The 23,698-nt window shown below is 52.3% G+C and carries 29 protein-coding genes; 12 read left to right on the top strand and 17 right to left on the bottom strand.

The features are described from left to right. Window positions 1–18 precede the first annotated feature (18 nt). From AC3WQH_RS11400 to sigK, 3 genes are all read left to right on the top strand, one after another. The gene (locus tag AC3WQH_RS11400) at window positions 19–780 is read left to right on the top strand and encodes a hypothetical protein (protein WP_197186781.1); all 762 of its coding nucleotides are present in this window, start codon (window positions 19–21) and stop codon (window positions 778–780) included. 270 nt (window positions 781–1,050) lie between these two features. After that, the gene (locus tag AC3WQH_RS11395) at window positions 1,051–2,712 is read left to right on the top strand and encodes a recombinase family protein (protein ID WP_197186780.1); all 1,662 of its coding nucleotides are present in this window, start codon (window positions 1,051–1,053) and stop codon (window positions 2,710–2,712) included. Then, on the top strand, window positions 2,648–3,193 hold the full coding sequence (sigK, locus tag AC3WQH_RS11390; RefSeq protein ID WP_238501168.1) for an RNA polymerase sporulation sigma factor SigK: 546 nt from the start codon (window positions 2,648–2,650) through the stop codon (window positions 3,191–3,193). Before AC3WQH_RS11395 ends, sigK begins: the two co-directional genes overlap by 65 nt. Window positions 3,194–3,509: 316 nt before the next feature. Here the strand turns inward: sigK and AC3WQH_RS11385 are convergent, their stop codons facing one another. The 7 genes from AC3WQH_RS11385 to AC3WQH_RS11355 form a co-directional block, all read right to left on the bottom strand. Continuing rightward, window positions 3,510–3,806 carry a hypothetical protein gene (locus tag AC3WQH_RS11385; protein WP_005833246.1) on the bottom strand — a complete coding sequence of 99 codons (297 nt, stop codon included), beginning with the start codon at window positions 3,804–3,806 and terminating at the stop codon, window positions 3,510–3,512. A 481-nt stretch (window positions 3,807–4,287) separates the two neighbouring features. Continuing rightward, window positions 4,288–4,440 carry a hypothetical protein gene (locus tag AC3WQH_RS11380; protein ID WP_492332038.1) on the bottom strand — a complete coding sequence of 51 codons (153 nt, stop codon included), beginning with the start codon at window positions 4,438–4,440 and terminating at the stop codon, window positions 4,288–4,290. A gap of 5 nt (window positions 4,441–4,445) precedes the next feature. Further along, a complete protein-coding gene (locus AC3WQH_RS11375; protein ID WP_157179545.1) occupies window positions 4,446–4,652 on the bottom strand; it encodes a hypothetical protein in 207 nt (68 codons plus the stop codon). A 22-nt stretch (window positions 4,653–4,674) separates the two neighbouring features. Next, a complete protein-coding gene (locus AC3WQH_RS11370; protein WP_492332037.1) occupies window positions 4,675–5,808 on the bottom strand; it encodes a hypothetical protein in 1,134 nt (377 codons plus the stop codon). Window positions 5,809–5,923: 115 nt separating this feature from the next. Next, window positions 5,924–6,373, bottom strand: a complete 450-nt coding sequence (locus tag AC3WQH_RS11365) for a hypothetical protein (protein WP_005833242.1) — start codon at window positions 6,371–6,373, stop codon at window positions 5,924–5,926. A 44-nt stretch (window positions 6,374–6,417) separates the two neighbouring features. Continuing rightward, window positions 6,418–6,786, bottom strand: coding sequence for an SMI1/KNR4 family protein (locus tag AC3WQH_RS11360; protein WP_007784817.1), 369 nt, complete (start codon window positions 6,784–6,786; stop codon window positions 6,418–6,420). Beyond that, window positions 6,746–6,877 carry a hypothetical protein gene (locus AC3WQH_RS11355; RefSeq protein WP_007784819.1) on the bottom strand — a complete coding sequence of 44 codons (132 nt, stop codon included), beginning with the start codon at window positions 6,875–6,877 and terminating at the stop codon, window positions 6,746–6,748. Before AC3WQH_RS11355 ends, AC3WQH_RS11360 begins: the two co-directional genes overlap by 41 nt. 49 nt (window positions 6,878–6,926) lie before the next feature. Between AC3WQH_RS11355 and AC3WQH_RS11350 the strand changes: the two genes are divergently transcribed. Then, entirely contained in the window at window positions 6,927–7,214 is a 288-nt protein-coding gene (locus tag AC3WQH_RS11350) for a hypothetical protein (RefSeq protein ID WP_005833238.1), read from the top strand. A gap of 586 nt (window positions 7,215–7,800) precedes the next feature. Further along, complete coding sequence (locus AC3WQH_RS11345; protein ID WP_005833235.1) at window positions 7,801–8,328, top strand: CarD family transcriptional regulator; 528 nt, start codon at window positions 7,801–7,803, stop codon at window positions 8,326–8,328. 140 nt (window positions 8,329–8,468) lie between these two features. Here AC3WQH_RS11345 and AC3WQH_RS11340 read toward each other — a convergent pair whose 3' ends face one another. Together AC3WQH_RS11340 and AC3WQH_RS11335 are read right to left on the bottom strand one after the other, a co-directional pair. Then, window positions 8,469–9,440, bottom strand: coding sequence for a GNAT family N-acetyltransferase (locus tag AC3WQH_RS11340; protein WP_025844949.1), 972 nt, complete (start codon window positions 9,438–9,440; stop codon window positions 8,469–8,471). Between the two features lie 261 nt (window positions 9,441–9,701). Further along, window positions 9,702–10,769, bottom strand: coding sequence for a CapA family protein (locus AC3WQH_RS11335; protein ID WP_327945037.1), 1,068 nt, complete (start codon window positions 10,767–10,769; stop codon window positions 9,702–9,704). Window positions 10,770–10,909: 140 nt separating this feature from the next. Here AC3WQH_RS11335 and AC3WQH_RS11330 point away from each other — a divergent pair, with 140 nt between their 5' ends. The 3 genes from AC3WQH_RS11330 to AC3WQH_RS11320 all read left to right on the top strand — a co-directional run bounded on the left by AC3WQH_RS11330 (window position 10,910) and on the right by AC3WQH_RS11320 (window position 13,805). Next, complete coding sequence (locus tag AC3WQH_RS11330) at window positions 10,910–12,082, top strand: UDP-N-acetylmuramoyl-tripeptide--D-alanyl-D-alanine ligase (RefSeq protein ID WP_309479556.1); 1,173 nt, start codon at window positions 10,910–10,912, stop codon at window positions 12,080–12,082. Between the two features lie 243 nt (window positions 12,083–12,325). Continuing rightward, window positions 12,326–13,309, top strand: a complete 984-nt coding sequence (locus tag AC3WQH_RS11325; RefSeq protein WP_007784828.1) for a C40 family peptidase — start codon at window positions 12,326–12,328, stop codon at window positions 13,307–13,309. Window positions 13,310–13,313: 4 nt separating this feature from the next. Further along, the gene (locus tag AC3WQH_RS11320; protein ID WP_081494717.1) at window positions 13,314–13,805 is read left to right on the top strand and encodes a histidine phosphatase family protein; all 492 of its coding nucleotides are present in this window, start codon (window positions 13,314–13,316) and stop codon (window positions 13,803–13,805) included. Between the two features lie 562 nt (window positions 13,806–14,367). Here the strand turns inward: AC3WQH_RS11320 and AC3WQH_RS11315 are convergent. The 6 genes from AC3WQH_RS11315 to AC3WQH_RS11290 all read right to left on the bottom strand — a co-directional run bounded on the left by AC3WQH_RS11315 (window position 14,368) and on the right by AC3WQH_RS11290 (window position 18,702). Further along, complete coding sequence (locus tag AC3WQH_RS11315) at window positions 14,368–15,135, bottom strand: FixH family protein (RefSeq protein ID WP_007784833.1); 768 nt, start codon at window positions 15,133–15,135, stop codon at window positions 14,368–14,370. Between the two features lie 5 nt (window positions 15,136–15,140). Next, a complete protein-coding gene (locus AC3WQH_RS11310; RefSeq protein ID WP_007784837.1) occupies window positions 15,141–15,752 on the bottom strand; it encodes an SCO family protein in 612 nt (203 codons plus the stop codon). 53 nt (window positions 15,753–15,805) lie between these two features. Next, complete coding sequence (ctaG, locus tag AC3WQH_RS11305) at window positions 15,806–16,675, bottom strand: cytochrome c oxidase assembly factor CtaG (protein ID WP_007784839.1); 870 nt, start codon at window positions 16,673–16,675, stop codon at window positions 15,806–15,808. 166 nt (window positions 16,676–16,841) lie between these two features. Then, complete coding sequence (locus AC3WQH_RS11300; RefSeq protein ID WP_005833218.1) at window positions 16,842–17,312, bottom strand: thioredoxin family protein; 471 nt, start codon at window positions 17,310–17,312, stop codon at window positions 16,842–16,844. A gap of 3 nt (window positions 17,313–17,315) precedes the next feature. Further along, window positions 17,316–17,744, bottom strand: coding sequence for a disulfide oxidoreductase (locus AC3WQH_RS11295; protein WP_005833216.1), 429 nt, complete (start codon window positions 17,742–17,744; stop codon window positions 17,316–17,318). 241 nt (window positions 17,745–17,985) lie between these two features. After that, on the bottom strand, window positions 17,986–18,702 hold the full coding sequence (locus AC3WQH_RS11290) for a metallophosphoesterase family protein (RefSeq protein ID WP_309479552.1): 717 nt from the start codon (window positions 18,700–18,702) through the stop codon (window positions 17,986–17,988). A 192-nt stretch (window positions 18,703–18,894) separates the two neighbouring features. On the opposite strand from AC3WQH_RS11290, the gene AC3WQH_RS11285 reads away from it, so the two are divergent. The 4 genes from AC3WQH_RS11285 (at window position 18,895) to AC3WQH_RS11270 (ending at window position 22,867) form a co-directional block, all read left to right on the top strand. Beyond that, a complete protein-coding gene (locus AC3WQH_RS11285) occupies window positions 18,895–19,686 on the top strand; it encodes a cupin domain-containing protein (protein WP_025844935.1) in 792 nt (263 codons plus the stop codon). A 58-nt stretch (window positions 19,687–19,744) separates the two neighbouring features. Continuing rightward, window positions 19,745–20,467, top strand: coding sequence for an NAD-dependent deacylase (locus tag AC3WQH_RS11280; protein ID WP_005833212.1), 723 nt, complete (start codon window positions 19,745–19,747; stop codon window positions 20,465–20,467). 153 nt (window positions 20,468–20,620) lie between these two features. Then, window positions 20,621–22,537, top strand: a complete 1,917-nt coding sequence (locus AC3WQH_RS11275) for an ABC-F family ATP-binding cassette domain-containing protein (protein WP_005833211.1) — start codon at window positions 20,621–20,623, stop codon at window positions 22,535–22,537. Between the two features lie 108 nt (window positions 22,538–22,645). After that, window positions 22,646–22,867, top strand: coding sequence for a hypothetical protein (locus AC3WQH_RS11270; protein ID WP_005833210.1), 222 nt, complete (start codon window positions 22,646–22,648; stop codon window positions 22,865–22,867). Between the two features lie 44 nt (window positions 22,868–22,911). Here AC3WQH_RS11270 and AC3WQH_RS11265 read toward each other — a convergent pair whose 3' ends face one another. Beyond that, the gene (locus tag AC3WQH_RS11265) at window positions 22,912–23,274 is read right to left on the bottom strand and encodes a L,D-transpeptidase (protein WP_005833208.1); all 363 of its coding nucleotides are present in this window, start codon (window positions 23,272–23,274) and stop codon (window positions 22,912–22,914) included. 88 nt (window positions 23,275–23,362) lie between these two features. After that, window positions 23,363–23,599 (bottom strand): hypothetical protein, encoded by a 237-nt coding sequence (locus tag AC3WQH_RS11260; RefSeq protein ID WP_007784848.1) that lies wholly within the window; start codon window positions 23,597–23,599, stop codon window positions 23,363–23,365. Window positions 23,600–23,698 lie beyond the last annotated feature (99 nt).

Genomic DNA, 23,698 nt, shown 5'->3' with positions numbered 1-23,698 from the left:
ATGGAGTGTAAAGCTTAGTTGAAGGACGATCTTCTTCAACTAGCTTTTAAATTCATCCATGATGAAATAGACGAAATCACTTATATCAGCAGGCACGATCGAGACTGGTATGAGGTGAAAGAACTGGCAGCTACCGACCCAATAACTTTCGGTATTCTGCTACGGAAACTTTCCTTGCCTAATCGTCGAAAAGCATTGATACAGGCATTTGATTTAAGGACATCGGAGTTAAGAACACTCTTGCTGGGGGATTTTTCGGAATCTTCTTCAACTATTTCTGACCTATATCATCCAGTGAAATATAGAAGAAGATTCAGCAATGAACTGCTGGCCCAATTTGGCATCATCCACCGTGTTCCTTTTGAATTTGCTTATAAGGATGGGCTTGTTATGGAGCGATGGGATTTTAAAAATTTTGATTTTAGCGGGACAGTTTTAACTTGTATGGAAGACATAGTTCCGTTATTGAGACTGTCTAAGGATCGTAACAGAGATGTAAATGGATATGTTCTGCAGCCTGATACGGATAAAGAATGTTATGTCCGATTAGAATCACGAGCGGATGTGATCGTCGTAGATCTTTATAATGGTGATTTATTGAGTTTGGACCAACTCATGTCCGCCCTAAAATCGACGTCCTTTACATGGTCTGGATTCATTACCCAATCCGTTGTGCCCGGGTACCGGTACTGGACATTCATTGGAGCGGAAAATGAATCAGCTATTGCCCGGGTCTTGGAATCGGAGTTCAAGTATATCCAAAACGACATGCGATTGTGATAGGACAATCAGCATATGGAATAAGGTGTATTGAGGTGAAAAGTATGGAGCGAATGCCGACAATCAAAATCGTATATGTGCCTCATACTTTATGCAGTGATACAGCACAAATCTCAAACACCTTATCCGCTGCAGAAGCCAAAAATGCCGTTATAGATTACATCTTAAAGCGTTTGATCTTGAAACCGACTGAATAAGCCGGTTTTTTTGTTTCTCCCTTTGTCCATACTGGGAAGTATTAGCAGTAAGAAAGGAGAGTGGTGATACTCCATGTATACGGCCATATATCCACGGGTCTCTACAGGGATGCAAGCATCAGAGGGCACCAGCCTGGATGCGCAAGTAGAATTATGTATTCGGAAAGCCAAGGATTTGGGAATCCCGAAAGCCAATCTGAAAATTTATCGCGAAGAGGGTTTTACGGGTGAGGACATCGACCGTCCGGCGATGAATGAATTGAGACAAGACGTCGCACAGGGAAAGATCGCTCGATTGATTGTTACCCATCCCGATCGATTGACAAGGGACTTAACCGATAAATTAATCCTCTGCCGAGAGCTGGAGCGGAACCAGGTTGAATTGGTGTTCGTGGACACGGAATATCGGAATACGCCGGAAGGGCAGCTGTTTTTCAATCTCATGAGCTCGATTGCTCAATATGAGCTGTCCTTAATCAAGAAGCGGACGGTACGTGGAAGACTTAAAGCGGTGGAAAAAGATAAGAAGATCATGCCCATGCGTGTGGCTCCCTATGGATATGACCTTCATGAAAATACTTTGATTATCAATGAGCAGGAAGCCGAATTTGTCCGGAAGATATACCACTGGTATGTTCATGAGAACTATACGCTTCGTGAAATCGGGGATCGACTCTATTCCTTAGGGGCGGTACCCAAACGGGGGGAAAGCAGGAACTGGAGCGCCAGTTCTATTCGAAGGGTCCTTACTTCAGAGGTATACATCGGCAAATTCTATTACAATCGTAGAGAAACCCGGAAGATTCGCGGGGAGAAAACCAAGAACGGTACACCGAAAAAAACATATTCCTTTCGCGAGGAGAAGGATTGGATCGAGGTTACCGTGCCAAGTATCATTGACCCGAATCTGTTCGAATTAGCCCAGGTGCAGAAAGAGAAAAACATGAAACGGTCAGGGAATGTAAAATATGAGTATTTGTTAAAATCCATGATCCGGTGTGGGCATTGCGGCAGAATGTGGCAAGCAACTACTTATACAGGCCGAGTAAATAAAGAAACGGGAGAAAAGATCCGTTATACCTGCTACAGGTGTCCGAACCTATTCCCGAAGAAGTACGGTGAAGGAGTTGAGAAGTGCCCGACTCAAACGTTACGCGCCGATATGCTGGACCATTACGTCTGGAAGCTGATCTTGGAGACATTGTCGGATCCCGATGATTATATGGAAAGACTGCAAAGCAAATCGAATGAGATTAACCTGGAACTTCAATCCGCCGCGGACCACATCAAACGTCAACTGGAGCAGAAGGAGAAGGAAAAGGAAAAAATCAAAATCATGTTCAAGCGGGAGGTCATCGATGAGCAGGAGATGCTCACAGAAATGCAAAAAATCAATGCCGGACTGAGGACGCTGGAGCAGGAGCTTGCGGGGTACGAAAAGCAGCTGTCTGAACAAGCGGAGAAGGAAATATCGGCCAATCGGATTGCCGAGGTCTCCAAGGCTGTCCGAAACTTTATCGAGAGCGCCGGTGGTGAGCTTACCCTTGAGGAAAAGCGCCATATTGTAGAGATGTTGGTTGATGAAATCATTATCCGATACGACGGGAACGAAGTACAGATTACTGCAGTCGGAGCACTAGATGAGTTAAAACGCCAACAATTTATTCAGCATGAAGTCGACATCGTTTCATGTTCACAACCTCAAGAAATTCGAAAACACCGGCGAAGACAGTGAAGATCTGATCTCCATCGGCACGATCGGACTCATCAAGGCGATCGAGAGCTACCAGGTGGAGAAGGGAACCAAGCTTGCTACGTATGCGGCGCGTTGTATTGAAAATGAAATCCTGATGCACCTTCGCAGTTTGAAGAAGACCAAAAAGGACGTTTCCCTGCACGATCCCATCGGCACGGACAAGGAAGGCAATGAGATCACGCTCATCGATGTGCTCGGTACGGAGACGGACGCAGTGGTGGATGCTGTCCAGCTCAAGCTGGAATCGAACAAGATTTATCAGCACATCCACATCCTCGACGATCGGGAAAAAGAGGTTATCATTGGCAGGTTTGGACTCGATCAGGACAAAGAAAAAACGCAGCGCGAAATTGCCCGCGAGCTTGGCATTTCCCGTTCGTACGTCTCCCGCATCGAGAAGCGGGCACTGATGAAGCTGTTCAATGAGTTTTACCGGACGAAACAGACACAGGGGAGATAAACAGATAGAAACCGCTGGCGGTTTTCGGCTAGTGGTTTTATCCCCATATGTACGAAACGCAGCGAAATGTCCTGTATCCGGCAACGTTGTGCCGAAGTGAGGCAAACGCTCGCCACTATACGAAAAGAGCGTTAGGAGTGCCTTCGGGTACTCCTTTTGTTTGATGCGAGGTATAGAACGGTTCTTATTTATTTATCTTCTTTCGTGATTGCACATTTCGTCAGTCTGTGCATCAATAATGAAGGTGTAATGCCAAGAGCTTTTGCGAATATGCAATAGTTGTTCCAGTAATCGTAATTTTACATCGAAAAACAGGTTATATATCTGTGTATGTGAGTCTCTCCCTGATTACTTTCCATTCCAAATTTTCGTACACTAAAACATATTCATAGTGGTTTACGCGCAAGTTCCCTTCACTTGTCGTGACTTTTTTATTAACATCCACATGATATTTCCCTTCAGCAAATTGGATATTGGTATGATTTTTAGCGCCTGCCATTTCCAACTCGTTTGATGCTTTGTTGTGTTCACTGATGAATTCTTTAACGGTAAGCAGTGCCCCCATATTACCAGGCAGGTCTTTGAATTGAAAAAAAACAGTTAACACGATCATAGCCAGAACAGTCCCAATGATCCAATTTCTAGTCTTTTTTATAATAATCACCACATTTTTCTAGTTCTATGAAAATGAAATGGTGCATGATGAACTTCAGATACCATAATATAATACGTTTTCAATAAATTAGAAGTTACGATGGGCACTATTTTTTCATTTTTTTCTGCAAGCTTTTTCAAATCCAACTCAATCATACTCAGTCAACTGTTCAAATGTAACACCAGCCCTCAGTTGTCCCAGCCGCTAGGATCGCCATTTTATACAGATCAAGCCGGATCACTTCGTCATTCGGATGGCGGTTGATAAGTCTGGATAAACTCTTTGCCAGCTTGTATGCTGGATGATTGTTCACGACCGTGTGGATTGGCCCTGATCTACAATACGGTATCCATAATGGTAATACCCATAACCTGTTTTGGAAGCAAGAATAATGGAGGGGGCAAACTATGCCTCCCTCCATTACTGACCGCCATATTCGTTACAATGTTTTGCTCGCAGAAGCGCTTACGATCTGTCTGGTAGAAACGTTCAGCCGATTCCACAGGTTGGCCGTGGCGATCCCGGCGATCAAGGTCGCCAGTGCCTGCCCGTCGAAATGGCGTGCAGCGTCATGGAAGATTTCATCCGGCACTGGATCTACCCGGTCGTTGATTCGGGTAACCGCTTCGCTGAGAGCAAGGGCAGCACGCTCGCTATCGTGGAAGTATGGCGCTTCACGCCATGCCGATACAGCAAGTAGGCGCTCATTGTCCGGGTTTCATCCGTCAGTTTTATAGAAGCTTTATAGGCAAGCTGTGGCTCCTTCCCTTTTGCTGGCTCCGCAACTACTGTTGCCCATCTCACTATGAAGTTCTTGCTCCTCCCCCTACCTCACACGCGATTGCCACCCTTCAAAACGGCTCATGTGCACCGAGTCCAAATCCCTGACAAAAAATGACTTGCCATCAGCCGCCCATCCCAAAAATTGGATGTTGTCGATGGTGTCCAAATAGGAGCTGCCGTCGAGCGGGTATGTAAACGTTTGATTCGCCGTCTTTACGACAAGCTGCTCGATGGCATCCTGGGCATTGGAGGTGAAGAGAAATTTTTCTGCGACGTAGTTATGACCGGTCGGGGACCAGAAAACTTTGGTCAAGTCGCGGTCCATAGACACGGGATGAGGGTTATCGGCGGTCGGCACGCTTTTGCCTGTTTGCAGGTCGGTTATAAAGCCGTGCCATTCTTTGACGTCAAAGCGCAGCTTCATATCGTTCGAATACGAAGGAAAGCTTTTGAACGAATGCGTGTACTTGAGCCCTGTCGGCAAATCAAGCTCTTTAATTGTGCCGTTTGCCTTGTACAGTACTTTTTTGGATGTGGGTATCCAGTAGAGCAGCTTTACCGCCTGTGTGCTGCTTTCTTCTTCAGCCGGGAGCGAAAATTGGTCGTTGACCTTCATTTTCAGCGTGTTCATGTCTTGCAGGTAAAGCTTGTGGCGCTTTTGCAAATTTGGTTCTTTCCGATCCGACTGGATAAAGGTGAGGTAGTGGCCGTCCGGCGCAAGCGCATAATCGAGAATCGGTGTGTCGGCGGTCCCTTTTACGAGCAACGTTTTTTGGTTCGTGAGCGGGTTGTAGCGGTACAAGCTGGCTTGGTCCATAAGGAGAAGCTCGTCCTTGCTCTGTGCCCACTTGGCGAAACCGCTCAGTTGGCGCAGTTGCTTCGTTTTGCTGTCATACAAATAGGGGATGGTCGGTTCCCCTGCTTTGAACCCTTGCTTCTCCGCATACACAAACCGTCCGCTCGGCGAAATGCTCGCGCGGTGCACGGCGGGAACCTGCGCGATGAGCGTTTGCTTTTTTCCATCCAGGCTGATCCGGTATATTTTCGAAGGTTGGGCGGCAGCGTTCGTTGTGGTCGAAGTGGTGCTCGCTGCGCTTGTTCCGGGCGAGGCTAACGGAGAGCATACGGATGCGGCAAGGAGCACTGCTGCCAAGGCTAGTTGTTTCGTTTTTTTCATCAGGCTTCATCCTTTCTCTGACTGATTAGACGTGCAAAAAGCGGGAAAGTTACCAAAACAGCAAAAAAGACTCCCTGTTGGCAGTCTTTTTGCTTAGCTTGTGCAGGAGGCGCGGTCAGCGGACCGTGCCATCGGTCGAAACCGGGATGCTGGCTTGCTTTTTCCAGCAGGACAGGACGAGATAGCCGAATGCGATGCCGCAAATGCTGGAAAGCTTGCTTCCATAATAAAAAAACGACATGGCAGGAAGGTATTCCGCTGCGGGAGAATAGTAAAGGAGAAAAAGGATACTGCCCATAAGCGCGGGAATGCCGAACGCAATGAATTTGATCCAGTCAAATGACCAGCTTTCTTTTGCCGCACATGTTTGAACAAAAGCAGGCAGCCCAAACAACAAGCCGATGGAGACGGGATAGAGAGTGCTGTACAAGATCGCGGGAAAATGCTCAAACGTCGCTTTTGCTTCCGCCATGAAAACTTGTTCGTAATACAAAACAAGATCCAAGACGAATGCGGCAAAGATCACATATCCTACATAAAGGGCAAAGAGCTTGAATTTTTTCATGCGCGTTTCCTCCTGGTCTTTATCCGAACCGTTTCGCGAACGGCCTATTCCAACCAAAATTCTTTCCCCTCCCGTTCGAGCAGTTTCATAAACCATTCGGTAAAACTCATGTGCAAGTCCAGCGGGTTTTCCGGGTCCATCGCACTGATCCACGTCAAGTAGCCATTTTCCGCTCCGGCTTGCTCCTGGTTTACACAAAGGGCGCCAATGGAGTGACTGCTCCAGATGATCGGGTAATACGGATCGTCAATGCTGTATCCTTTCCAATAGTCAATCACTTCCGACAGGCTCAAAATGTCATAGCCGCCGCCGTAGTCGCTGTGCTGGAACAGGACGGCTTTGCTGTATTGACTAATAAAAGAGCGGTAATCATCAGGGAGCCAAAATTTGTAGCGGGCAACGAACTGGTCCAACGCTGCCGAAGATTTTTACCACTCGCTTCGCTTCGTCGTAAACAAGTTCTCCGGCGAGCGAATCAATGAGCGTTTGGAAATCGGTATTCATGTCGGGTTCCTCCGAACAACATTTGAAATGGAAGGGCAGTGGTGTATGTATGGAATTTCTGATTGTGATTGGTTCAAAAGTGCTGACATTTCACTTCCTGTCCATTGTGCTCAGCGGGGTGTTGCGCTTTGTATGGCCAAAGCTTCATCTGCTCATGATTTTGGGCGCCAATGCGATCGCGGGATTTTTGTTTTTGCAAAAGCTAGAGCTGACCTGGTCCGTTGTATTTTTGGGCATCAATTTGCTTACAGCACTCGGCGGAATCGGGATTGCGAGTTTGCTGAGAAAATTGATTCGCGATCTGCACGAGGAAGGCGGGACCGGACATACGCGATGACGGGTGGCTTTGTCTACTGCTTCTGGTTCAAGTCATGCCTGTGGCGCACTCAAGGCGTTAGGATGATAAACAAGCTTTTTAGGTCGAAGGACTGGCCAAAACGGCATAAAGCTGCCCTTTCATCCTATTCTGTATTCGCTCCCGTTTTTCCTTGTTTTTTAGCAATATTTCCCTTTTGTTCCGTTCACATGAAAAAAGTCCCCGAACAAGGCCAACGGGTTGCCTTTGTTGCCAATAGAGCGAGTGAAAAGAAGCAGGCATCGCGCACAGATGCCTGCTTTTCGCTGGGCAAAAGCAAGCCAGTCCTCTTCCCGTTCGGCAAGCTCGCGAGGATAGTTTTTTGCTTACTCCTTCCAGTAAATAAACAGCTTTTGGAAGAGAAAGGGACATCGCCTGCCAAGGAAAACCCGTCCTAATCCCCGACAGGCAAAAGCGCATCGGGACGGCTGTTTTCTTCACGAATCTTTCATGCATTTTTATCCAAAATTAAATATTGACTTAAAATAAAAGTGCATGATAAAATAAAAATTTTTAAATTCGATAACTGTGTTATAATGAATTAGATCGCATTGTAGGAGGTGGACGTATGTTTCATGTAGGTGACAAGATTTTTTACCCGATGCACGGGGCAGGCGTAGTCGAGGCAGTGGAAGAAAAAGAATTCCTGGGTGAAAAGCAGCTCTATTATGTGCTCAACATGCTGCAAAAAGAGTTGAATATCATGGTCCCTGTTGAAAAAATGTCCGCACTGGGCATTCGCATGGTCGTAGAGGCTGGCATTTTGGATGAAGTGTTGGCGATCATGCAGGCAGAGAGCCCTGACTCCACGTTGAATGCGGCACAGAGATACAAGCAGAATACAGAAAAAATGAAGAGCGGCGATATTTATGAGCAGGCGGAAGTGATCCGTGATTTGTGGCGGATCAGCCAGGGCAGAATATTGGGCACGAGTGACAAGTTGATGCTAGACAATGCCCAGCAGATGATGGTCAGTGAAATTGCTCTCGTAAAAAATGTGGACATCGAGCGGGCTACGCAATTGCTGCGTCATGCGCTGTCTGAAGAACCGCTGGCCCAGCCAGGGGCAGCGGTATCAAAAGTGCATGCGGGGTAAACGGAAAAAGGCAGCAAAGGGTGTGATTGCTTCGGCAGTCGCCCCCTTTTTTTCGTTACCCGTTGGCAACGAGCCTTTTGCTAAAAAGCGCGGCCAGGCCAGCTTATCTGCTTTTGCAAACTGGCCTGGCTGCTCACGGACTAGGGCGAACGGACCAGGCTGTACTCCAGGCGGCTGGCAAACGGGCGATAGCCGGCACGTAAAAAGGCATGGGCCATCGGCTTGTTTTGCTGGTCGGTGTCAGCGCGGATATACGTCTGTCCTGCCGCAAGCAAAAGCTCGGTTGCCCGGCGCAGCAGCGGATGAATATAGCCGTTTCCGCGTTGTTCAGGCAGGACGCCGATGTACCCGATGGTGGCATACGTCGGGCTGACCGTAGGCATGAGTAACCCGATGAGCTTGGCGTCTCGGGTATAAGCGAGTTGCCACCATTTGGGCTGATGGGCCATCCGCTGCAAATCGCGAAACATTTCCTCGGCCTGAGCCGCGGCTCCTTTTGCCTGGCGCTCTTGGACGATGTACTGGTCGAAGGTGAAGCGGGAGACGCGCTCGATCGCATCGACGAACGCCGCTTCCCCTACCTCTGGCATGGTGCGGTACACGATTTCGTGTTCGCTGTTTTTGCTGTGACCGAGAGCAGTCTGCGCGCGGTCGGGCGGCGCATGCCAATCAAAACGGTCCGTCATCCGGCTGAGCTGAAAGCCGGCCGCTTCCAGCACGGCCTGTCGCTTGGCGGGATGGGTTTGCCACTGCGGCGTCATCGGGGGAGTGTCCACTACATGCCCGATCGTGCCGTCCAACTGCGTGCCCATCAGCAAGCACGCCTCGCGAAACAGAGCAAGCCCAAGCCGGGCGCAGTCAGCCGCTTCCCACGGCACATCCCATAATACGACGTCTGTCGCCACTTCGCTTCCAGGCAGCGTCCAGAAGGCGAGTCTTCCCAGCCACGCCCCGTCTTTCTCCAGGACAAAGCACCATTCGCGGCGCATGGCTCCTTTTGCCAGCATCGCTTCCAAATAGGTAGCGACATCGTGAACAACCTGCCCGGACTGGCGGCCGAACGCAGCAAACGCTGTCACCTCATCGGCGGTAATCGCGCGAACATGCAGCAAAGCAATCTCTCCCTTTTGTATCGGATTCAACAGCGAACAGCCCAGGTGAAAAATTTTCATAGGAATGCCGGATAAAACAACTTTCTGTAACTATCAAAATTAATATTGGTAGTTACTTGATGATTTTACCAAAATGTTTCGATAACTGTCAAATTGCATGCGGCAACGGCTGGGCAGCCACAAGCTTGTCCACAACGGCGGCGCAAGCCTTGGCAAAGAATGAAGAAAAAGAAGGAAGGGAGCCAGGCTTTTGGCCCCCTTTTACTCGATCAAAATACTTGGCTTACGGCCGATGATTTGAATCGCGCGGTTCCACAGGAGCCGCAGCTTTTTTCGTTGCAGCAGGGGAAGGTGCGGATCGGGATGCTTCAAGTACGAGCGGATGGGAATGACCCGAAAACGGACGCGGCCTCCTTGCAGGAAGCGCTGGCAGTAGGTCGGGATGACGGAGATTTGTCCGATGGCGACCTGCCCGTGGGCATCCTTTTCCACAGAAAAGCGCAGAATGGCCCCAATCTGTGACTGATCGAAGTGCAGCATTTTCTCGGAAGTGAAATTGCCGAGCGAGTAGGCGACGAGTGTGCGCTTTTTTCTGCCACCCGCAAGTGAGATCGCCGGGGTGACGACGGGTTGCAGGACGTGCGGATGCGCGCCGAGGATGACGTCGGCGCCGTGGTCGAGGAGACTTTGCACGAGCAGGCGCTGGTTCGCTGTCGGGGTGTAGCGGAATTCCACGCCAAAATGCAGCGCAACGATCACGAGGTCGACGAGCGGGCGGATGGCGGCGATGTCCTGCAAAATGGCGTCGCGGCGGATGAGATTGGCGAGCCATGGCATGTGGGCGGGAATGACCTGTTTGTTCGTTCCGTACGTGTAAGCGAGCAGCGCGATGCGGATGCCGTTCACTTCCCGGACAAAGGGAATGCTCGCCTCCTGCGGGGAGCGGTACGTGCCTGTGTGCGCAAGCTTGTAGCGATCCAGGACGTCCAGTGTGCGGCAAAGTCCGTTTGGCCCTCCGTCCAGACAGTGGTTGTTCACGGTCGTCACGACGTCAAAGCCGACTTGCTTCAGGTCGCGCGCCAGCTCGTCGGGACAGTTGAACCGAGGATAGCCAGTTCGTGCCGAGCCGATCTGGTAGGGCTGGCCTTTGCCGGAAAACGTTGTCTCCAGATTGCCGATCGTCAAGTCAGCGCCTGACAGGATGGGGGCGACCGGAACGAACATATCCGCAAAGGAATACTGATCCACAGAAGCCAGCTTGGCGCAAGCCACCTGCTCCTTCCACATGAGGATATCGCCTACAGCGGCGATGGTGACCTTCTTTTTCATTGGCTTCACCTCTCCACTCTACTCTATTCCAAAAGTCGTCCGTCCGTTTTGGATAGAAGCGGAACGTTTTCATAGATAGCGGTCTATACAGGCTGTTTCCCTCGGACATACAATACGAAAGCGGATTGGGAGAGGGGGGAATGTCAGTGAAAAAGAAAGGGAAAAAGACAAAAACAGGGCCGTCAAAGACGGTGATTCTGAACAAGCCGGTGATCGCGGTGACGGGAAGCGCCGGAAAAACGACGACGAAAGAAATGATCTATGCGATTTTACAAAGACGCATGCCCACGTATCGTTCGATGTACAACAAGAACTTTTTGGGCAATACGAGAGCGCATGTCAGCCGTTTGCGGGACGAGCACAAAGCGGCCGTGCTTGAATTCGGGATATTGAGGAGTGGACATATTCGCCAGCATTGCCAGATCATTCAGCCGAATCTGGGGGTTATAACGAACATAGGCACTGCGCACATCGGCAATTTCGGCGGAGACATCGGACGGCTCGCCATGGCAAAATCCGAGCTGATCCGCAACATGAAGTCTACCGGTATCGTCTTTCTCAATTGGGATTGTCCATACTCGCGCCAGTTTACCCAGCAGCCTTTTGCAGGGACGTTTGCTGGTAGATTCGTTACGTTCGGGGTCGAGCAGGAAGCGCATTATCGGGCGGACAGCATTGCGCAGGAGGAAGGCGGAATTTCCTTCGTCTGCTCGTTTCAGCAGCAAAGGGAGGCGATGTTCATTCCGATTTTGGGAGAACACAACGTGTACAATGCGCTGGCGGCGATTGCGGTTGCGCATACACTCGGCATCCCGTTCCAGGAAATTCGGGAGGGGCTGCGCCGGTTCCAGCCGCAGCGGAAGCGGCTCGTCAGCTATCGGTTGGCCCACAATGTCCAGGTGCTGGACGATACGTACAGCTCCAATCCGGATGCGGCCAAGGCGGCGATTGATGTGCTCAGCCAGTCTGGACACAGCACCAAAATAGCCGTGCTGGCGAGCATGCTGGAGATGGGCTGCTACGAAGTGCGAGGGCACGAGGAAGTCGGGGAGTATTTGAGTCAAAAAAATGTGGATTATTTGTACACGTTGGGGAGAAGTGCCCGCCATATTGCGCGCGCGGCCATCCGGGCAGGCTTTCCCGCGAACCGGGTCATGCATTGCCCGAACAAAGAGGTCTTGCACCGCAGTCTCGCCAAAAGAATGAAACCCGACACTACTTTTTTGATAAAAGGCTCGCATCGGCTGAAAATGGGAGAAACCGTACAGTTTTTGTGCAATGTGCTTGCGAGAGGGAAGCGAAAACCTCGGTAGCGATGCCAGGACCTGTCAAGCGAGCAGGCGCTTGTCCCGGGAGCGGACAAGGGCCTTTTTGGCATGGGGAAAAGGTATGGGGCGAATCGGTCAGACAGGCCTGGGATACAGGGCTATGGTCATCCGACTATGTAATCAAATCCTCTGTTGGAAAGATTTACAGACTTAAACGGGTCGAGTTTTTCCAGTAAAGTGGGATTGTACCCGATCCGTTGGGAAAAAACACAGCCAGGAGGAGAACGAATGACGAAACGAGATTGGTTGCAAAAGTCGACTGTCGCCGTCATGCTAAGCACATCCCTGCTTCTGTTCGCAGAAGGTGGACAGGCAGCAGCTAAGACTGTGGATTCGCAATCTTCTGTCAAAGCAGGAAAAATCGTGCAGGTCGCTACATCCCTGATCGGCAAAGACTACAAATACGGGGCGGTTGGTCCGAACTCGTTCGGCTCTGCGGGACTTGCTACGTACATCTACAAACAGGCTGGCGTGACGATTGACGACACGATTGCCAAGCTGTACAAAGCCGGAAAGTCCGTCTCGGCAGACAATATCCAGCCTGGGGATTTGCTGTTCTTTTCCTCGAATGGAAAAGGCGCACCTGCCTTCATGGGAATTTACATCGGAAATGACCAGTACATATACTCTTCGCAAGGCGAAGATGCGGTAGTTTTGAAAAAAGTCAGCGATTATACGAAGAAGCTGCTTGGCGCACGCCGAATTTTGGCGGAGGACACCGGCACGGGCACAACTCCGGACCCGGGTCAGGAGGAGGAGTCCAACTCTTCTGCAATCGCGGACAAGGTGATTGCGGCCGGGAAAAAATACATCGGCACACCGTATGAGTACGGCTCGTCCCGTGCGAACAAAAAGACGATGGATTGCTCCGAGTTTACGATGTGGGCGTACCGCGAAGGCGCCAATATCGACATGGGCAACGGCGGCGCGCGCTCCCAAGCCAATTTTGTGAAAAGCAACGGCACTTATACAACAGATATTAACAAGCTGAAAAAAGGCGACCTGGTCTTTTTCATGGCCTATAAAGGCTACAAGGAGTCCGACTACAAAGGCATCAACGTGCCTAAGCAAAGCATTACCCACGTCGGCATCTACATGGGTGACGACAAGCTGCTGCACACCTTCTCCAAGGAGTCTGGCGGCGTGAAAATTACCGATTTCAAAAATACGCATTGGGAATACCGCTTCATCATGGGCGGACGCCCGTATTGACTTTTTGCCAGAGGATTACACGGGTTCTACCGATTTGCCTTTGACGAGCAAAGGGCTTATCCAAGTGGCGAAAATGTCTGCTCGCGCGCAAAAAGAGTTTCCGCCCGAGTTTATTTGGAGCAGTACGTTGAAGCGAGCCAGTCAAGCAGCCGGGATTTTAGCCGACGCGGTCGGCTGTCCGGTAGCGTATCTGGATGACCTGAGAGAAAGGCAGGAGACGGAGAGCATACGAGAGTTCAGGGCACGCGCGGAACGCATCCTTTCTTCTATCGAGGAAAACAGCAAAGCGTACAAGCGGATTGCGATTGTTTCCCACGGCGGAATGATAACCAAACTGATAGAAAGCTTCCTTCCGTTGCCGCATGAGAATAACGTCTGCTTCCACTCTGACAACACAGGGATTCATCTGTTGGAACAGACGCCGAAATGGAAGATCATCCGGTTTGCGAACAGCACCGCTCATTTGAACGGGGACGAACCGGCTGCGAACGGATAGCCAGTCTGCTGCCAACAGCAGTTTTTAGAGGACAATAGCGGAAAAATAGGTGAATGACCACGGGCAAACGCACAGTCCATCTGTGCGTTTGCTGCATCTCTTATAGGGAGACTTGTAGGAGGTGAAACGTCATGTCATATCAGTATCCCCCAGGAGGTTACCCGCCGCCACCGCCACCCGGAGGTTCTTCTGGAGGTTTTCCTCCCCCGCCGCCAGGCCCACCCCCAGGCAGGACGCCCAGCTCGCCGGGATCGCGAGGATACGGGGGAACGCGTCGGATTGAACCAGGCGGATTTTATCCGTGCCTGTATCGCTATACGTACATTTGGCTGCAAAATGGGCGGTCTTTCTGGTTTTATCCCGTATTCATCGGTCGTTCGTCCGTAACAGGCTACCGCTGGAGAGGAAACCGCTGGGAATACTATGGCTTGGAACTGAACCGGATTGCCTACTTTACTTGCTAATACGAAAAGACGCAGCGCTTTCTAGCAAAACGGCCTTCCTGGATGGGAAAGGCCGTCTTGGCTTGCCGTCCCGATCAGGTGCCAGGCTTATGTGCCTGTTACTTGACCGTCACGGTGAAATCTTTGTGGTCGTGCACGTCGCCTTTTTCCAGATGGACCTTCAGCGTGTATTCCCCGGAAGCGGGGAAGGAGAGGCGGCCTTCGTACTGCCCGGGACTCGTTTCTTTCGCATCGACGAAGCTGTGCTTCACCTCATCTCCCGTCCAAAACTCGAACTTGACCGTACCTTCCGCAAATGGCTGGTTGTCTTTTAGCAGATGAACGACCATGGCCGCTTCGGTTTGCGCCTTGAGCTCGTCTGGAGGCATCAAGTGAAAGTCGACTCCACTGGCTGCATGCGCTTTGTCTGCGGCTGCTTTGCCGTGCTCGTGTCCGCCGTCTGCATGACCCGTAGCGGCGTGGTCGGCGCTGGCTGCGGCTTTTACGGTAAAAGGCGTCTTTTGCATGTTGTGGAAATCGCGGGCGGTGACGTGGTAGTAGACAAAGTAGGAGCCAGGCTCGCTGATCGTCTGCTGCGCCGTATAGACGCCATCGGCTACGAGTTTCGCCGGAATCGTCTCGTGCTTTTCCTGTCCATCCTTCCACCATTCGAAGGACACTTCCCGGGCATCGTCCACAGGCTTGCCTTCCTGCGTCACCTTGACCGAAAACGTAATGGGTTGACCCGCTACCGGCTCGGCAGGCTCTATCGAAAAAGCGGCGTCAACAGGGGCGCCGGAAGCTTCCAGCGCTTGGTCGTTCTGGCTGGAACAAGCCGCAGCCAAAACGACCAGTGCGGACAGGCATAGCGTGAAAAAGCGTTTCATTTGCGTTACCCTTCCTTCTTCAAGTTCAACAACTCTTGATAAATTTGCTCCGGATCAAAGTCCTCGCCCATCCCGAACTTGCGGATGACCGCGTTGTTTTGATCGACGAGGTAAGTGCTCGACGTATGCGAGATAAAGCCGTCCTCGGTCTTTTTCGCAAAGAAGCCGAGAGAGCTGGTCACGGTGCGAATCGTCTCTTCGTCGCCGCGCAAAACAATCCAGCCTTCGTCTGCAATCCCGAGCTGTTTGACGTAGTAGCGCAGCACGTCCGGCGTATCGTTTTGCGGGTCGATCGTAATCGTCAAAAACTCAATGCCGTGCCCCATGAGTCCAGCCGCTTGCAGCCGTTTTTGCAGTTGCACCATTTTCACGGTGGTCGTCGGGCAAATGTCGGGACAGCGCGTATAGATCAGCTCGACCAGGCGGATGCTCCCGGGCTTCGGCGCGAGGGAGTAAGCCTCTCCGTCCAGCGTCTGTAGCTGTACGTCCGGCAGCTTGGCCGAAACCGACGACGGGCTCAGCCAAAACCACGAGGCGACGAGCGCGGCGAGGACGAGCAGCGGCAAAAACAGCAGCAGCCGTCTCAGCCGGATAGCGGCAGTCGGGGTGAGTGGCACGCGGGATGCCTCCTTTTTTCGCAAGTAAAATGAGAGAGCCGCTTTTTGGGCCGTTATTGCGGGATCAGTTGATCGTCCGGCTGATCTTTTTCTTTCCGGTACCAGGCGGTAAACACATAGGCCAAAACGGAGCCGTACGTCAACTCCTGCACCAGCTTCATGATGATTCCGCCAAGCCGCTGATCGTCCAGAGGCAGGAGCGGAACGGCGAACATCGATTTGTCGATCGGCGCGGAGAAGAACGGCGCACACAGCATGGAAGGACCGTTGACATACGTGCCGTACAGCGCCGATTCCGAAAAAATAATGAGCGCACAGGCTGGCGTAATCAGCACGCCGTTGGCAAAAATGTAGGCCAGCTTTTGCAACTCGGACAGCCGATGAATCTCCGGAATAGGGGCGATGACAGGCAACCACATCAAAATGGCCGCAACCAAAAGCAGCAGGTGAATCAGATTATGTAGGGCCAGGTTGTTCATCGCCATGTCTAGAATAACAGGCATGTGGTAAAACGAAAATAGGGCATTGAACAAAAGGACGGCCGGGATCGGATGGCTCGCCACGCGCAAAACCTGTTTCAGCCCCCTGGGTTCAAACAGCGAGCGCATGAGCCAGGCTGGTGTGCCAGACAAAAGCAACAGCGGCATCACCAGGTAGAGAATGGACTGCTGAAGCATATGGGCACTGAACAAAAAGTGGCCAGCGACGTTTAGCGGGCTGCCCATGCCGAAATAAAACAGCAGCAAGCCAGCGGAAAACGACAGTTTCTGTATGAGCGTGGCTGGCTTTGCGTCCGGAAACGTCCGGCGCAAAGGTCCTGTCAGCGAAAAGTAGGCAAGTCCGATGAGAGCGGTCAACAAAATCAGCTCCGGGTTCCACGTCGCCCGAAAGCCAAACGTTTCGGTCAAGTCGATGAGGGTCAACGCCATTACCTCCGTTTTCCTGGAATATTCCCCATTACCCATTATAGGCATTCGCTTCCAAAAGCCTAATGACTCGTTTGGGCTATTTCTCGTTGTATGCGTTCACATATTTGTCACCGAGGCAGCAAAAAGCCCCCGAACGGTAAAGTCCGAGGGCTTTTTGCCACTATGATTTTTTCTGCTCTTCCAGCCATTTCTTCCACTCGTCGGCTTCGTGGCCGCCTACCAGACGAGCGACTTCCTTGCCGTCCTTGTAGTGAACCAGGGTCGGGGTAAATTCGATCTGGAACTCATCCCAGCTTGCATTAAATTCAAGCAGGTTGTGCTTTTTCATGTCGATCTGCATGTCCTTGACGATTGGCACGAGGACCGGGGTGGTTGCGCGGCAATGCTCGCACAGCGGGCTGTAGTAGTAGACGAACAAGTCTTCCTTGCTCTCGATCTTCTGCTTCAACTCTTCTGGCATAATCAGGTTGTCGTACAGCGGATCTTTCAGTTGCTCGATGGTAGCCGGATTCAGATTGGCTTTTCCGTACGGGTTGCCTGCAGCCGCCTCGCGGTTGGAAATATCCGAGTACACAATGGCGCCAATGAGCAGCGCAGCTACCAGGATGGAAAAAAAGATAATTTTTTTCATGCATCAAATCTCCTTTGCGTTTTTCATGACGATGAACAGCAGAATGCTAATCAGCGTAAAGGCGACCAGCGCCAAAAACGGAATCGTGATAAAGCCGAACCAGTTGATGTAGTCCGTATTGCAAGGCACGATACCGCAAGCGTTGCCCAGCTCATGCAGGGCAGGCACCTTTTGAATCAGGTAATGGTAGAGGGAGATGCAGCCGCCGATCAGCGAAAGAATCAGGGCGTATGATGACATCTTGTAATCTTTTTTGGCGGAGGCCACCCCCAGCAAAATGATGAGCGGATACATCAAGATTCGCTGGTACCAGCACAGATCGCACGGTATGTACTTCAATACTTCCGAAAAAAACAGGCTTCCCGCTGTGGCAATCAGGGACACGCCCCATGCCGCAAACATGGATTGTTCCATCACTTGTTGACGTTTCATAACAACACCTCGTCCCTCTATCTTATCATATTACGAATCGGAAGTAGATTATAAAAAGTAACAATTTGTAAAAGCAAAGCGGCTTGTCCGAAAAAAAGCGGGAAACGCTACCTGAAGCAGTAGCCACAGGTAGGAGCCAAAGCTTTGCCACACAAAGGAGGTGTCGTCGAACTCAGATGATCCGCACGGACATGGTGGGCTGGGCGTCGCGAATCGGGACGAAGATCGATTGCAAAGAGGGCTACTCTACCAACAAGATTCCGCGCCGGTAAGCAGCTCCACCGTCAATCCCGACGAGATTGCCCCGCCGCCACGGCCCATGGCCCTCATAGTCAGGCAACCGGGGAACAGGGGTGTGACCGAAGACGATCGGCCTGTCTCCTCCATAATAAAGGTAGAAGGGCTTCCGAATCCACAGGAGATCTTCTGGATTTTGCTCGTGCAGAGGGATTCCCGGGCGAATCCCGGCATGGACCAGGAGAACCGCGGGCGCTCCTGATTGCGGGTCAGCCGGAAGCTCCATGTACAAAGGCAGGCTGGACAAGGACGGCAACAGCCCCGGGTACTTGGCCAAAATCAACCGCCGGGCTTCTTCCTGTTCTGCGGCAGACGGCATGGAATGCAGAAACGCCCGGCGCAGCGGATGAGGGCCGAGCAGCGAACGGATCGTGGCATCCCCTCCGTTGTAGCGCAAGTAAAGCTCCGGATTTCCTTGCCCAAGCAGCCAATCTTCCAGCATCTGCTCGTGATTGCCTTTGAGCAGAAAGACTTGGTTCGGGTGCTGCTGGCGGAGGCGGAACAGCTCGAACAGCACTTCCTTGGACTCGGGCCCGCGGTCGATCATGTCGCCAATCACATAGAGCCGATCCCCTGACTGCGGGGAAAAAGAGGCATCACGCAATGCCCGCTGAAAAGCCTGATTCTGTCCATGAATATCCGAAACGAAATAGGTGGCCACTTCCCATCCCCTCCAAAAGAGAACTTGGCGCGACTGTTATCACCATATGTATAAAAGGAGGAAGAGTGCCAAGGCATGCGCGCAGGCCGTAGCGAGCAAAGCGGCGCCTAAACATGGGCGCACCCACTGAGGGCAGCGGAATATGGATACGTATGAGACATATACCCACATGTTGGAGGGAAAATTGGACAGATGGCTACATCCTATCGGGATTACACTTCACCCAATACGCAATTCACATACGATCTGCGCAACAACACGTTTTTTCGCAAAGACGCCGGGAACTTCATTGACGCGCTCGGCATCCAGCAACTGAACACGCTTGGCAACACGTCGTTGCTCGACATTTTCCTGACGACGGGAAATGTGATTGAGCCGCATATTCACCAAAACGCTTCCGAGCTCGTCTACTGTGTGACGGGAGAGGCGATCGTTTCGATCATCAACCCGTTTACGAACCAGTTGCTCAACTTCAATATCAAGCCGCGGCAAGTGGCGAACGTGCCGCAGGGCTGGTGGCACTATGAAGTAGCCATGACGGACGATACCCATCTGATCGCGATATTCGACGCGCCTGTACCGGAAGTGATTTTCGGCTCCGACATCCTGCGACTGACCCCGGCGAGCATCTGGGCACACACGTATTGCCTTGACGAAGCGAAGGTAAAAGACACCTTTGCGCCGATTACCCGGACCGTCGTCATCGGCCCGCCGCTCGGCTGCCAGCAGGGGGCAAACCCCGCTCCCAACCAGGGCCAGAGCCAATGGCAGCACACTTCCAGCCAATATCCGCACTACGACTATTCCAGTCAGTATTCCAGCCAATGGCCGGTGAACTCCTACTACGATGCTGCGGCTTACACGCAGCCGCCGGAGTACGGACAGTACACCCATTACCCGGAGCTGGCGGGCTACACCTACTATTCGCCTAGCCAGCCGCAAACCGCTTATCCACAGCAGTACGGCTACTCTGCGGCTTACTAGCTGTACACCCTCTTTTTCCTCCGATACAATGGGGGCAAAAAGAAAGAGGGGGATGCAGATGGAAGCGCTTGCCAAATGGCTGCAGGAATCGCCGGGCGCGGTCGTCTTTACGGGTGCTGGCATGTCGACGGAAAGCGGCTTGCCGGATTTTCGCTCGCAGACCGGACTGTGGCGCGGAAATGATCCGCAAAAGCTCGCGAGCACGCAAGCGATGCGAAGCAACCGCGAGTCGTTCGTGGAGTTTTACCGGATGCGAATCGAGGGGCTTTGCTCCTGCAAACCGCACGCCGGGCATGAAATATTGGCAAAATGGGAGCAGCGCGGCCTGCTTGCCGGCATCATCACGCAAAATGTAGACGGCTTTCACCAGCGGGCCGGGAGTCGGGCGGTCGCACAGCTTCACGGGACGTTGACGACGGTCAGTTGCATTCGCTGCCGGAAAAGCTACCCGAGCGAGCGGTATTTGCAGGAGGAAGGAAGCCAGTGTGAGTGCGGAGGCTTCGTTCGTCCGGATGTCGTCCTGTTCGGAGAGTCGTTGCCCCAGTCGCAGATTGACCTGGCAGTGGAATGGACAGAGCGCGCGCCGCTATTGATCGTGCTCGGCTCGTCGCTTACGGTCAGTCCCGCCAACTGGTTTCCGCAGCGCGCCAAAGAAAACGGAGCCAGGCTGGTGATCGTCAACCAGGAGCCGACTCCGCTGGACGGATGGGCGGACTTGGTCGTGCACGATGTGAAAATCGGCGAGCTGCTGTCGCGCACGGAACAGTGGCTTCACCGTTGAATGAACGGCAGGCGTACTCTCGATTGCAGGGAGTACGCCTGCTTTTGATCTGGCGGCAGGAAATTTGCGGGCAGTCAGTCCCTAGAGCTTCCGCGAAAAAAATGGTACGATTCTGTGAGGACGGCAAATCGAAAAGTACAGGTGACGACGACCATGCAGATTATTTCAGTAGAAAACCTCTCCAAAAGCTACGGAGAGAAAGTTTTGTTCGATAACATCTCCTTTCATATCGCAGAGCAGCAGCGGATCGGCCTGATCGGAGTCAACGGCACAGGAAAATCATCTCTGCTGCGGATCATGGCGGGACAAGATACGCCCGATAGCGGAAAAATCATTCATGCGAACCATTTTCACGTGGAATATTTGCCGCAAAATCCGAGCTTCGATGAAGAATCTACGGTGCTTGCGCAAGTTTTTTACGGAGAGTCCCCGCTCATCCAGTTGCTGCGGGAATACGAGGTAGCGCTGGAAGCGGTGCAGCAAGACCCGGAAGACGAGAAAAAGCAGGCGCGGCTGTTTGCCGTCCAAAGCCGGATGGATGCGGCCGATGCGTGGGAGAGCAATACCCAGGCGAAAATGATTTTGACCAAGCTCGGTCTGTCCAACTTTTCGCAAAAAGTAAAAGAGCTGTCTGGCGGCCAGCGCAAGCGGGTAGCGATGGCAAGAGCGCTGATCCAGCCAGCCGATTTGCTGATTCTCGACGAGCCGACGAACCATATCGACAACGAGACGGTTGAGTGGCTGGAGGAATACTTGTCCCGCTACAAAGGCGCCTTGCTGCTCGTCACGCACGATCGCTATTTCCTCGATCGCGTGACGAACCGCACGTTCGAGCTGGATCGCGGCAAGCTGTACAGCTACGAAGGCAACTACGCGACGTTTTTGGAGAAAAAAGCCGAGCGCGAAGAAAACGAGGCGGCGGCAGAGGACAAGCGGCAAAATTTGCTGCGCCGCGAGCTGGCCTGGCTGCGCCGGGGGGCCAAAGCGCGGACGACCAAGCAAAAAGCGCGCGTCCAGCGGGTAGAGGAGTTGCGCGATCGGACGGTGGACGGTCCGGCGGCGAAGCTGGAAATGGCGCTGGGCGCAAGCCGCCTGGGCAAAAAGGTCATCGAGATCGAGCACATCGAAAAAGCGTACGGGGATAAAAAGCTGGTCGACGACTTCAGCTATATCGTGTTGCCAGGAGATCGCGTCGGGATTATCGGTCCAAACGGCAGCGGCAAATCGACGCTCTTAAACATGCTTGCGGGCCGCATCCAGCCTGACAGCGGAACGATTGACGTCGGCACGACGGTGAAAATCGCCTACTACACGCAGGACAGCGTGGAGATGGACGAAAAGCTGCGAGTGATCGAGTACGTCAAGGAAGCGGCAGAGGTGATTACGACGAGCAACGGAGAGGCGATTACGGCTTCGCAAATGCTGGAGCGCTTTCTGTTTTCCCCGTCGATGCAGTGGACGCCGATATCCAAGCTGTCCGGCGGCGAGCGGCGCAGGCTGTACTTGCTGCGGACGTTGATGGGCGAGCCGAACGTGCTGTTTTTGGATGAGCCGACCAACGATCTCGACATCCAGACGTTGAGTATTTTGGAAGACTACCTGGAGCAGTTTCCCGGAGCGGTCATTACCGTTTCCCACGATCGCTATTTTCTCGATCGCACGGTTGACCATCTGTTCGCCTTTGAGGGCAACGGGCAGATTCGCCACTTTACAGGCAACTATTCCGAATATCTGGAAGAAAAGCGGAGAGAGAACGCGGCAGCCTCTGCCGGGGCGCAGCAGCAGCCAGCCGAGAAGCAGCCGGGCAGTCAGGCGACTCGCGGCAACAACCGCACGAAAAAGCTCTCCTATAAAGATCAGAAGGATTGGGATACGATCGAAGGCAAAATCGCTTCGCTGGAAGAACGCCTCGCGCTGCTGAAAAAAGAAATTGCCGGGGCGGGCAGCGACTACGGCAAGGTAGAAAAGCTGTTTGCCGAGGAGCAGCAGGTGACAGCCGAGTTGGAAGCGGCCGTGGAGCGTTGGGCGGAGCTGTCTGCGCTGGTCGAGGAACTGGAGCAGGGGAAGTAATTGGCAGCGTGCCAATCTCTGTGTGCTTAGCCAGTTATTGAGGCTGGGAAAGCGACGCCGATCTCCTGTAGACTAGAGAAGATCACTAGAGTAGAGGAGTCGCTGTCGTTGCCTGCTTATAAGTTGGACCCGGAATGGGTGATGTCTTACCTAGCGTTGCAAGAAGAAAGGCTCGCTTGCGAAGTCCATCCGAAGGACAAAGAAGCGATCATGAACAAGATCAGGGAATTGACGCTGTCGATCATGTACAAGCAAGCCCGAAGATTTCTCGTATATTTGGAGACGGAAGACCAGCAGACGGTCGCCAAAAAGAATAAGCATTGCATGTGAAAAAGACCCGCCTTTTGCAAAAAGAGGCGGGTCTTTGCGTGTCGTCACTGCTGCCGGATGCGCACGGGGGTGCCGATGGGGACGAGCTTCGCCAAGGCGTTGACGTCCTGGTTGTACATGCGAATGCAGCCGTGCGAGACGTATTTTCCGATGGAGGACGGGTTGTTCGTTCCGTGTATGCCGTAATGTGGCTTGCTGAGTCCCAGCCAGTACGTCCCGAAGACGCTGAGCGGGCCTCCGGGGTATGAGTTCGGATAGGGCACCTTGTTGATGATGGTGAAGTCTCCGCGCGGTGTCGCCGTGGCGATTTTGCCCAGCGCAACCGGGTAGGAGCGAACGAGCTTGTTTCCGTCGTACAGATCGAGCCTGAGCTTCGCGATCGAAATGCGAATGTTGTATGCAGGCATTCCCTCACCTCCCTTTTTGCAGCCGCTCGCGACATTGCTATTCCTATCTTATGTGAAAGGGAGGGAGGGGTACTTGGGACACGCTCTTTTACCTGAAGGAAGAAAACGTATCGGGATAGCGCAGGCCGTCGCGATAAAACAAGGTACGTACCCACGCGTACAGCCGAAGCGGGATGGAAGGGAAGACAATCGCCAGCTTGCCTTCTTCCAAAATGGGCAGATCGAGCGGAGACTGGATTTCGTAAGGCACTCCCTCTTGATCGAGCAGTGCCTTGTAGCGGTGGGCTTCACTCCAGCTCACCGGGTAATAGAATGATTTTTCCATCGCATCCAACACCTTTCCGGTTATCGCTGCTCCCATTATATGCAACCCATTTGGGGTAAAAAAAGAAACGAGCGCGCAAAAAATGGAAAAATAGGCCAA

The sequence above is a fragment of the Brevibacillus sp. FW301-21C12A genome, assembly GCF_058788915.1.
The sequence above is the reverse complement of the archived record's forward strand: the minus strand, read 5'-3'. Positions and strand labels throughout refer to the sequence as shown.

Coding starts and splice junctions, on each gene's coding strand:
- AC3WQH_RS11395 (WP_197186780.1), top strand. CDS start 1,051: ATGTATACGGCCATATATCCACGGGTCTCTACAGGGATGCAAGCATCA.
- sigK (WP_238501168.1), top strand. CDS start 2,648: ATGAAGTCGACATCGTTTCATGTTCACAACCTCAAGAAATTCGAAAAC.
- AC3WQH_RS11385 (WP_005833246.1), bottom strand. CDS start 3,806: ATGATCGTGTTAACTGTTTTTTTTCAATTCAAAGACCTGCCTGGTAAT.
- AC3WQH_RS11370 (WP_492332037.1), bottom strand. CDS start 5,808: ATGAAAAAAACGAAACAACTAGCCTTGGCAGCAGTGCTCCTTGCCGCA.
- AC3WQH_RS11365 (WP_005833242.1), bottom strand. CDS start 6,373: ATGAAAAAATTCAAGCTCTTTGCCCTTTATGTAGGATATGTGATCTTT.
- AC3WQH_RS11355 (WP_007784819.1), bottom strand. CDS start 6,877: ATGAATACCGATTTCCAAACGCTCATTGATTCGCTCGCCGGAGAACTT.
- AC3WQH_RS11350 (WP_005833238.1), top strand. CDS start 6,927: ATGGAATTTCTGATTGTGATTGGTTCAAAAGTGCTGACATTTCACTTC.
- AC3WQH_RS11345 (WP_005833235.1), top strand. CDS start 7,801: ATGTTTCATGTAGGTGACAAGATTTTTTACCCGATGCACGGGGCAGGC.
- AC3WQH_RS11335 (WP_327945037.1), bottom strand. CDS start 10,769: ATGAAAAAGAAGGTCACCATCGCCGCTGTAGGCGATATCCTCATGTGG.
- AC3WQH_RS11330 (WP_309479556.1), top strand. CDS start 10,910: ATGTCAGTGAAAAAGAAAGGGAAAAAGACAAAAACAGGGCCGTCAAAG.
- AC3WQH_RS11325 (WP_007784828.1), top strand. CDS start 12,326: ATGACGAAACGAGATTGGTTGCAAAAGTCGACTGTCGCCGTCATGCTA.
- AC3WQH_RS11315 (WP_007784833.1), bottom strand. CDS start 15,135: ATGAAACGCTTTTTCACGCTATGCCTGTCCGCACTGGTCGTTTTGGCT.
- AC3WQH_RS11300 (WP_005833218.1), bottom strand. CDS start 17,312: ATGAAAAAAATTATCTTTTTTTCCATCCTGGTAGCTGCGCTGCTCATT.
- AC3WQH_RS11295 (WP_005833216.1), bottom strand. CDS start 17,744: ATGAAACGTCAACAAGTGATGGAACAATCCATGTTTGCGGCATGGGGC.
- AC3WQH_RS11285 (WP_025844935.1), top strand. CDS start 18,895: ATGGCTACATCCTATCGGGATTACACTTCACCCAATACGCAATTCACA.
- AC3WQH_RS11280 (WP_005833212.1), top strand. CDS start 19,745: ATGGAAGCGCTTGCCAAATGGCTGCAGGAATCGCCGGGCGCGGTCGTC.
- AC3WQH_RS11275 (WP_005833211.1), top strand. CDS start 20,621: ATGCAGATTATTTCAGTAGAAAACCTCTCCAAAAGCTACGGAGAGAAA.
- AC3WQH_RS11265 (WP_005833208.1), bottom strand. CDS start 23,274: ATGCCTGCATACAACATTCGCATTTCGATCGCGAAGCTCAGGCTCGAT.
- AC3WQH_RS11260 (WP_007784848.1), bottom strand. CDS start 23,599: ATGGAAAAATCATTCTATTACCCGGTGAGCTGGAGTGAAGCCCACCGC.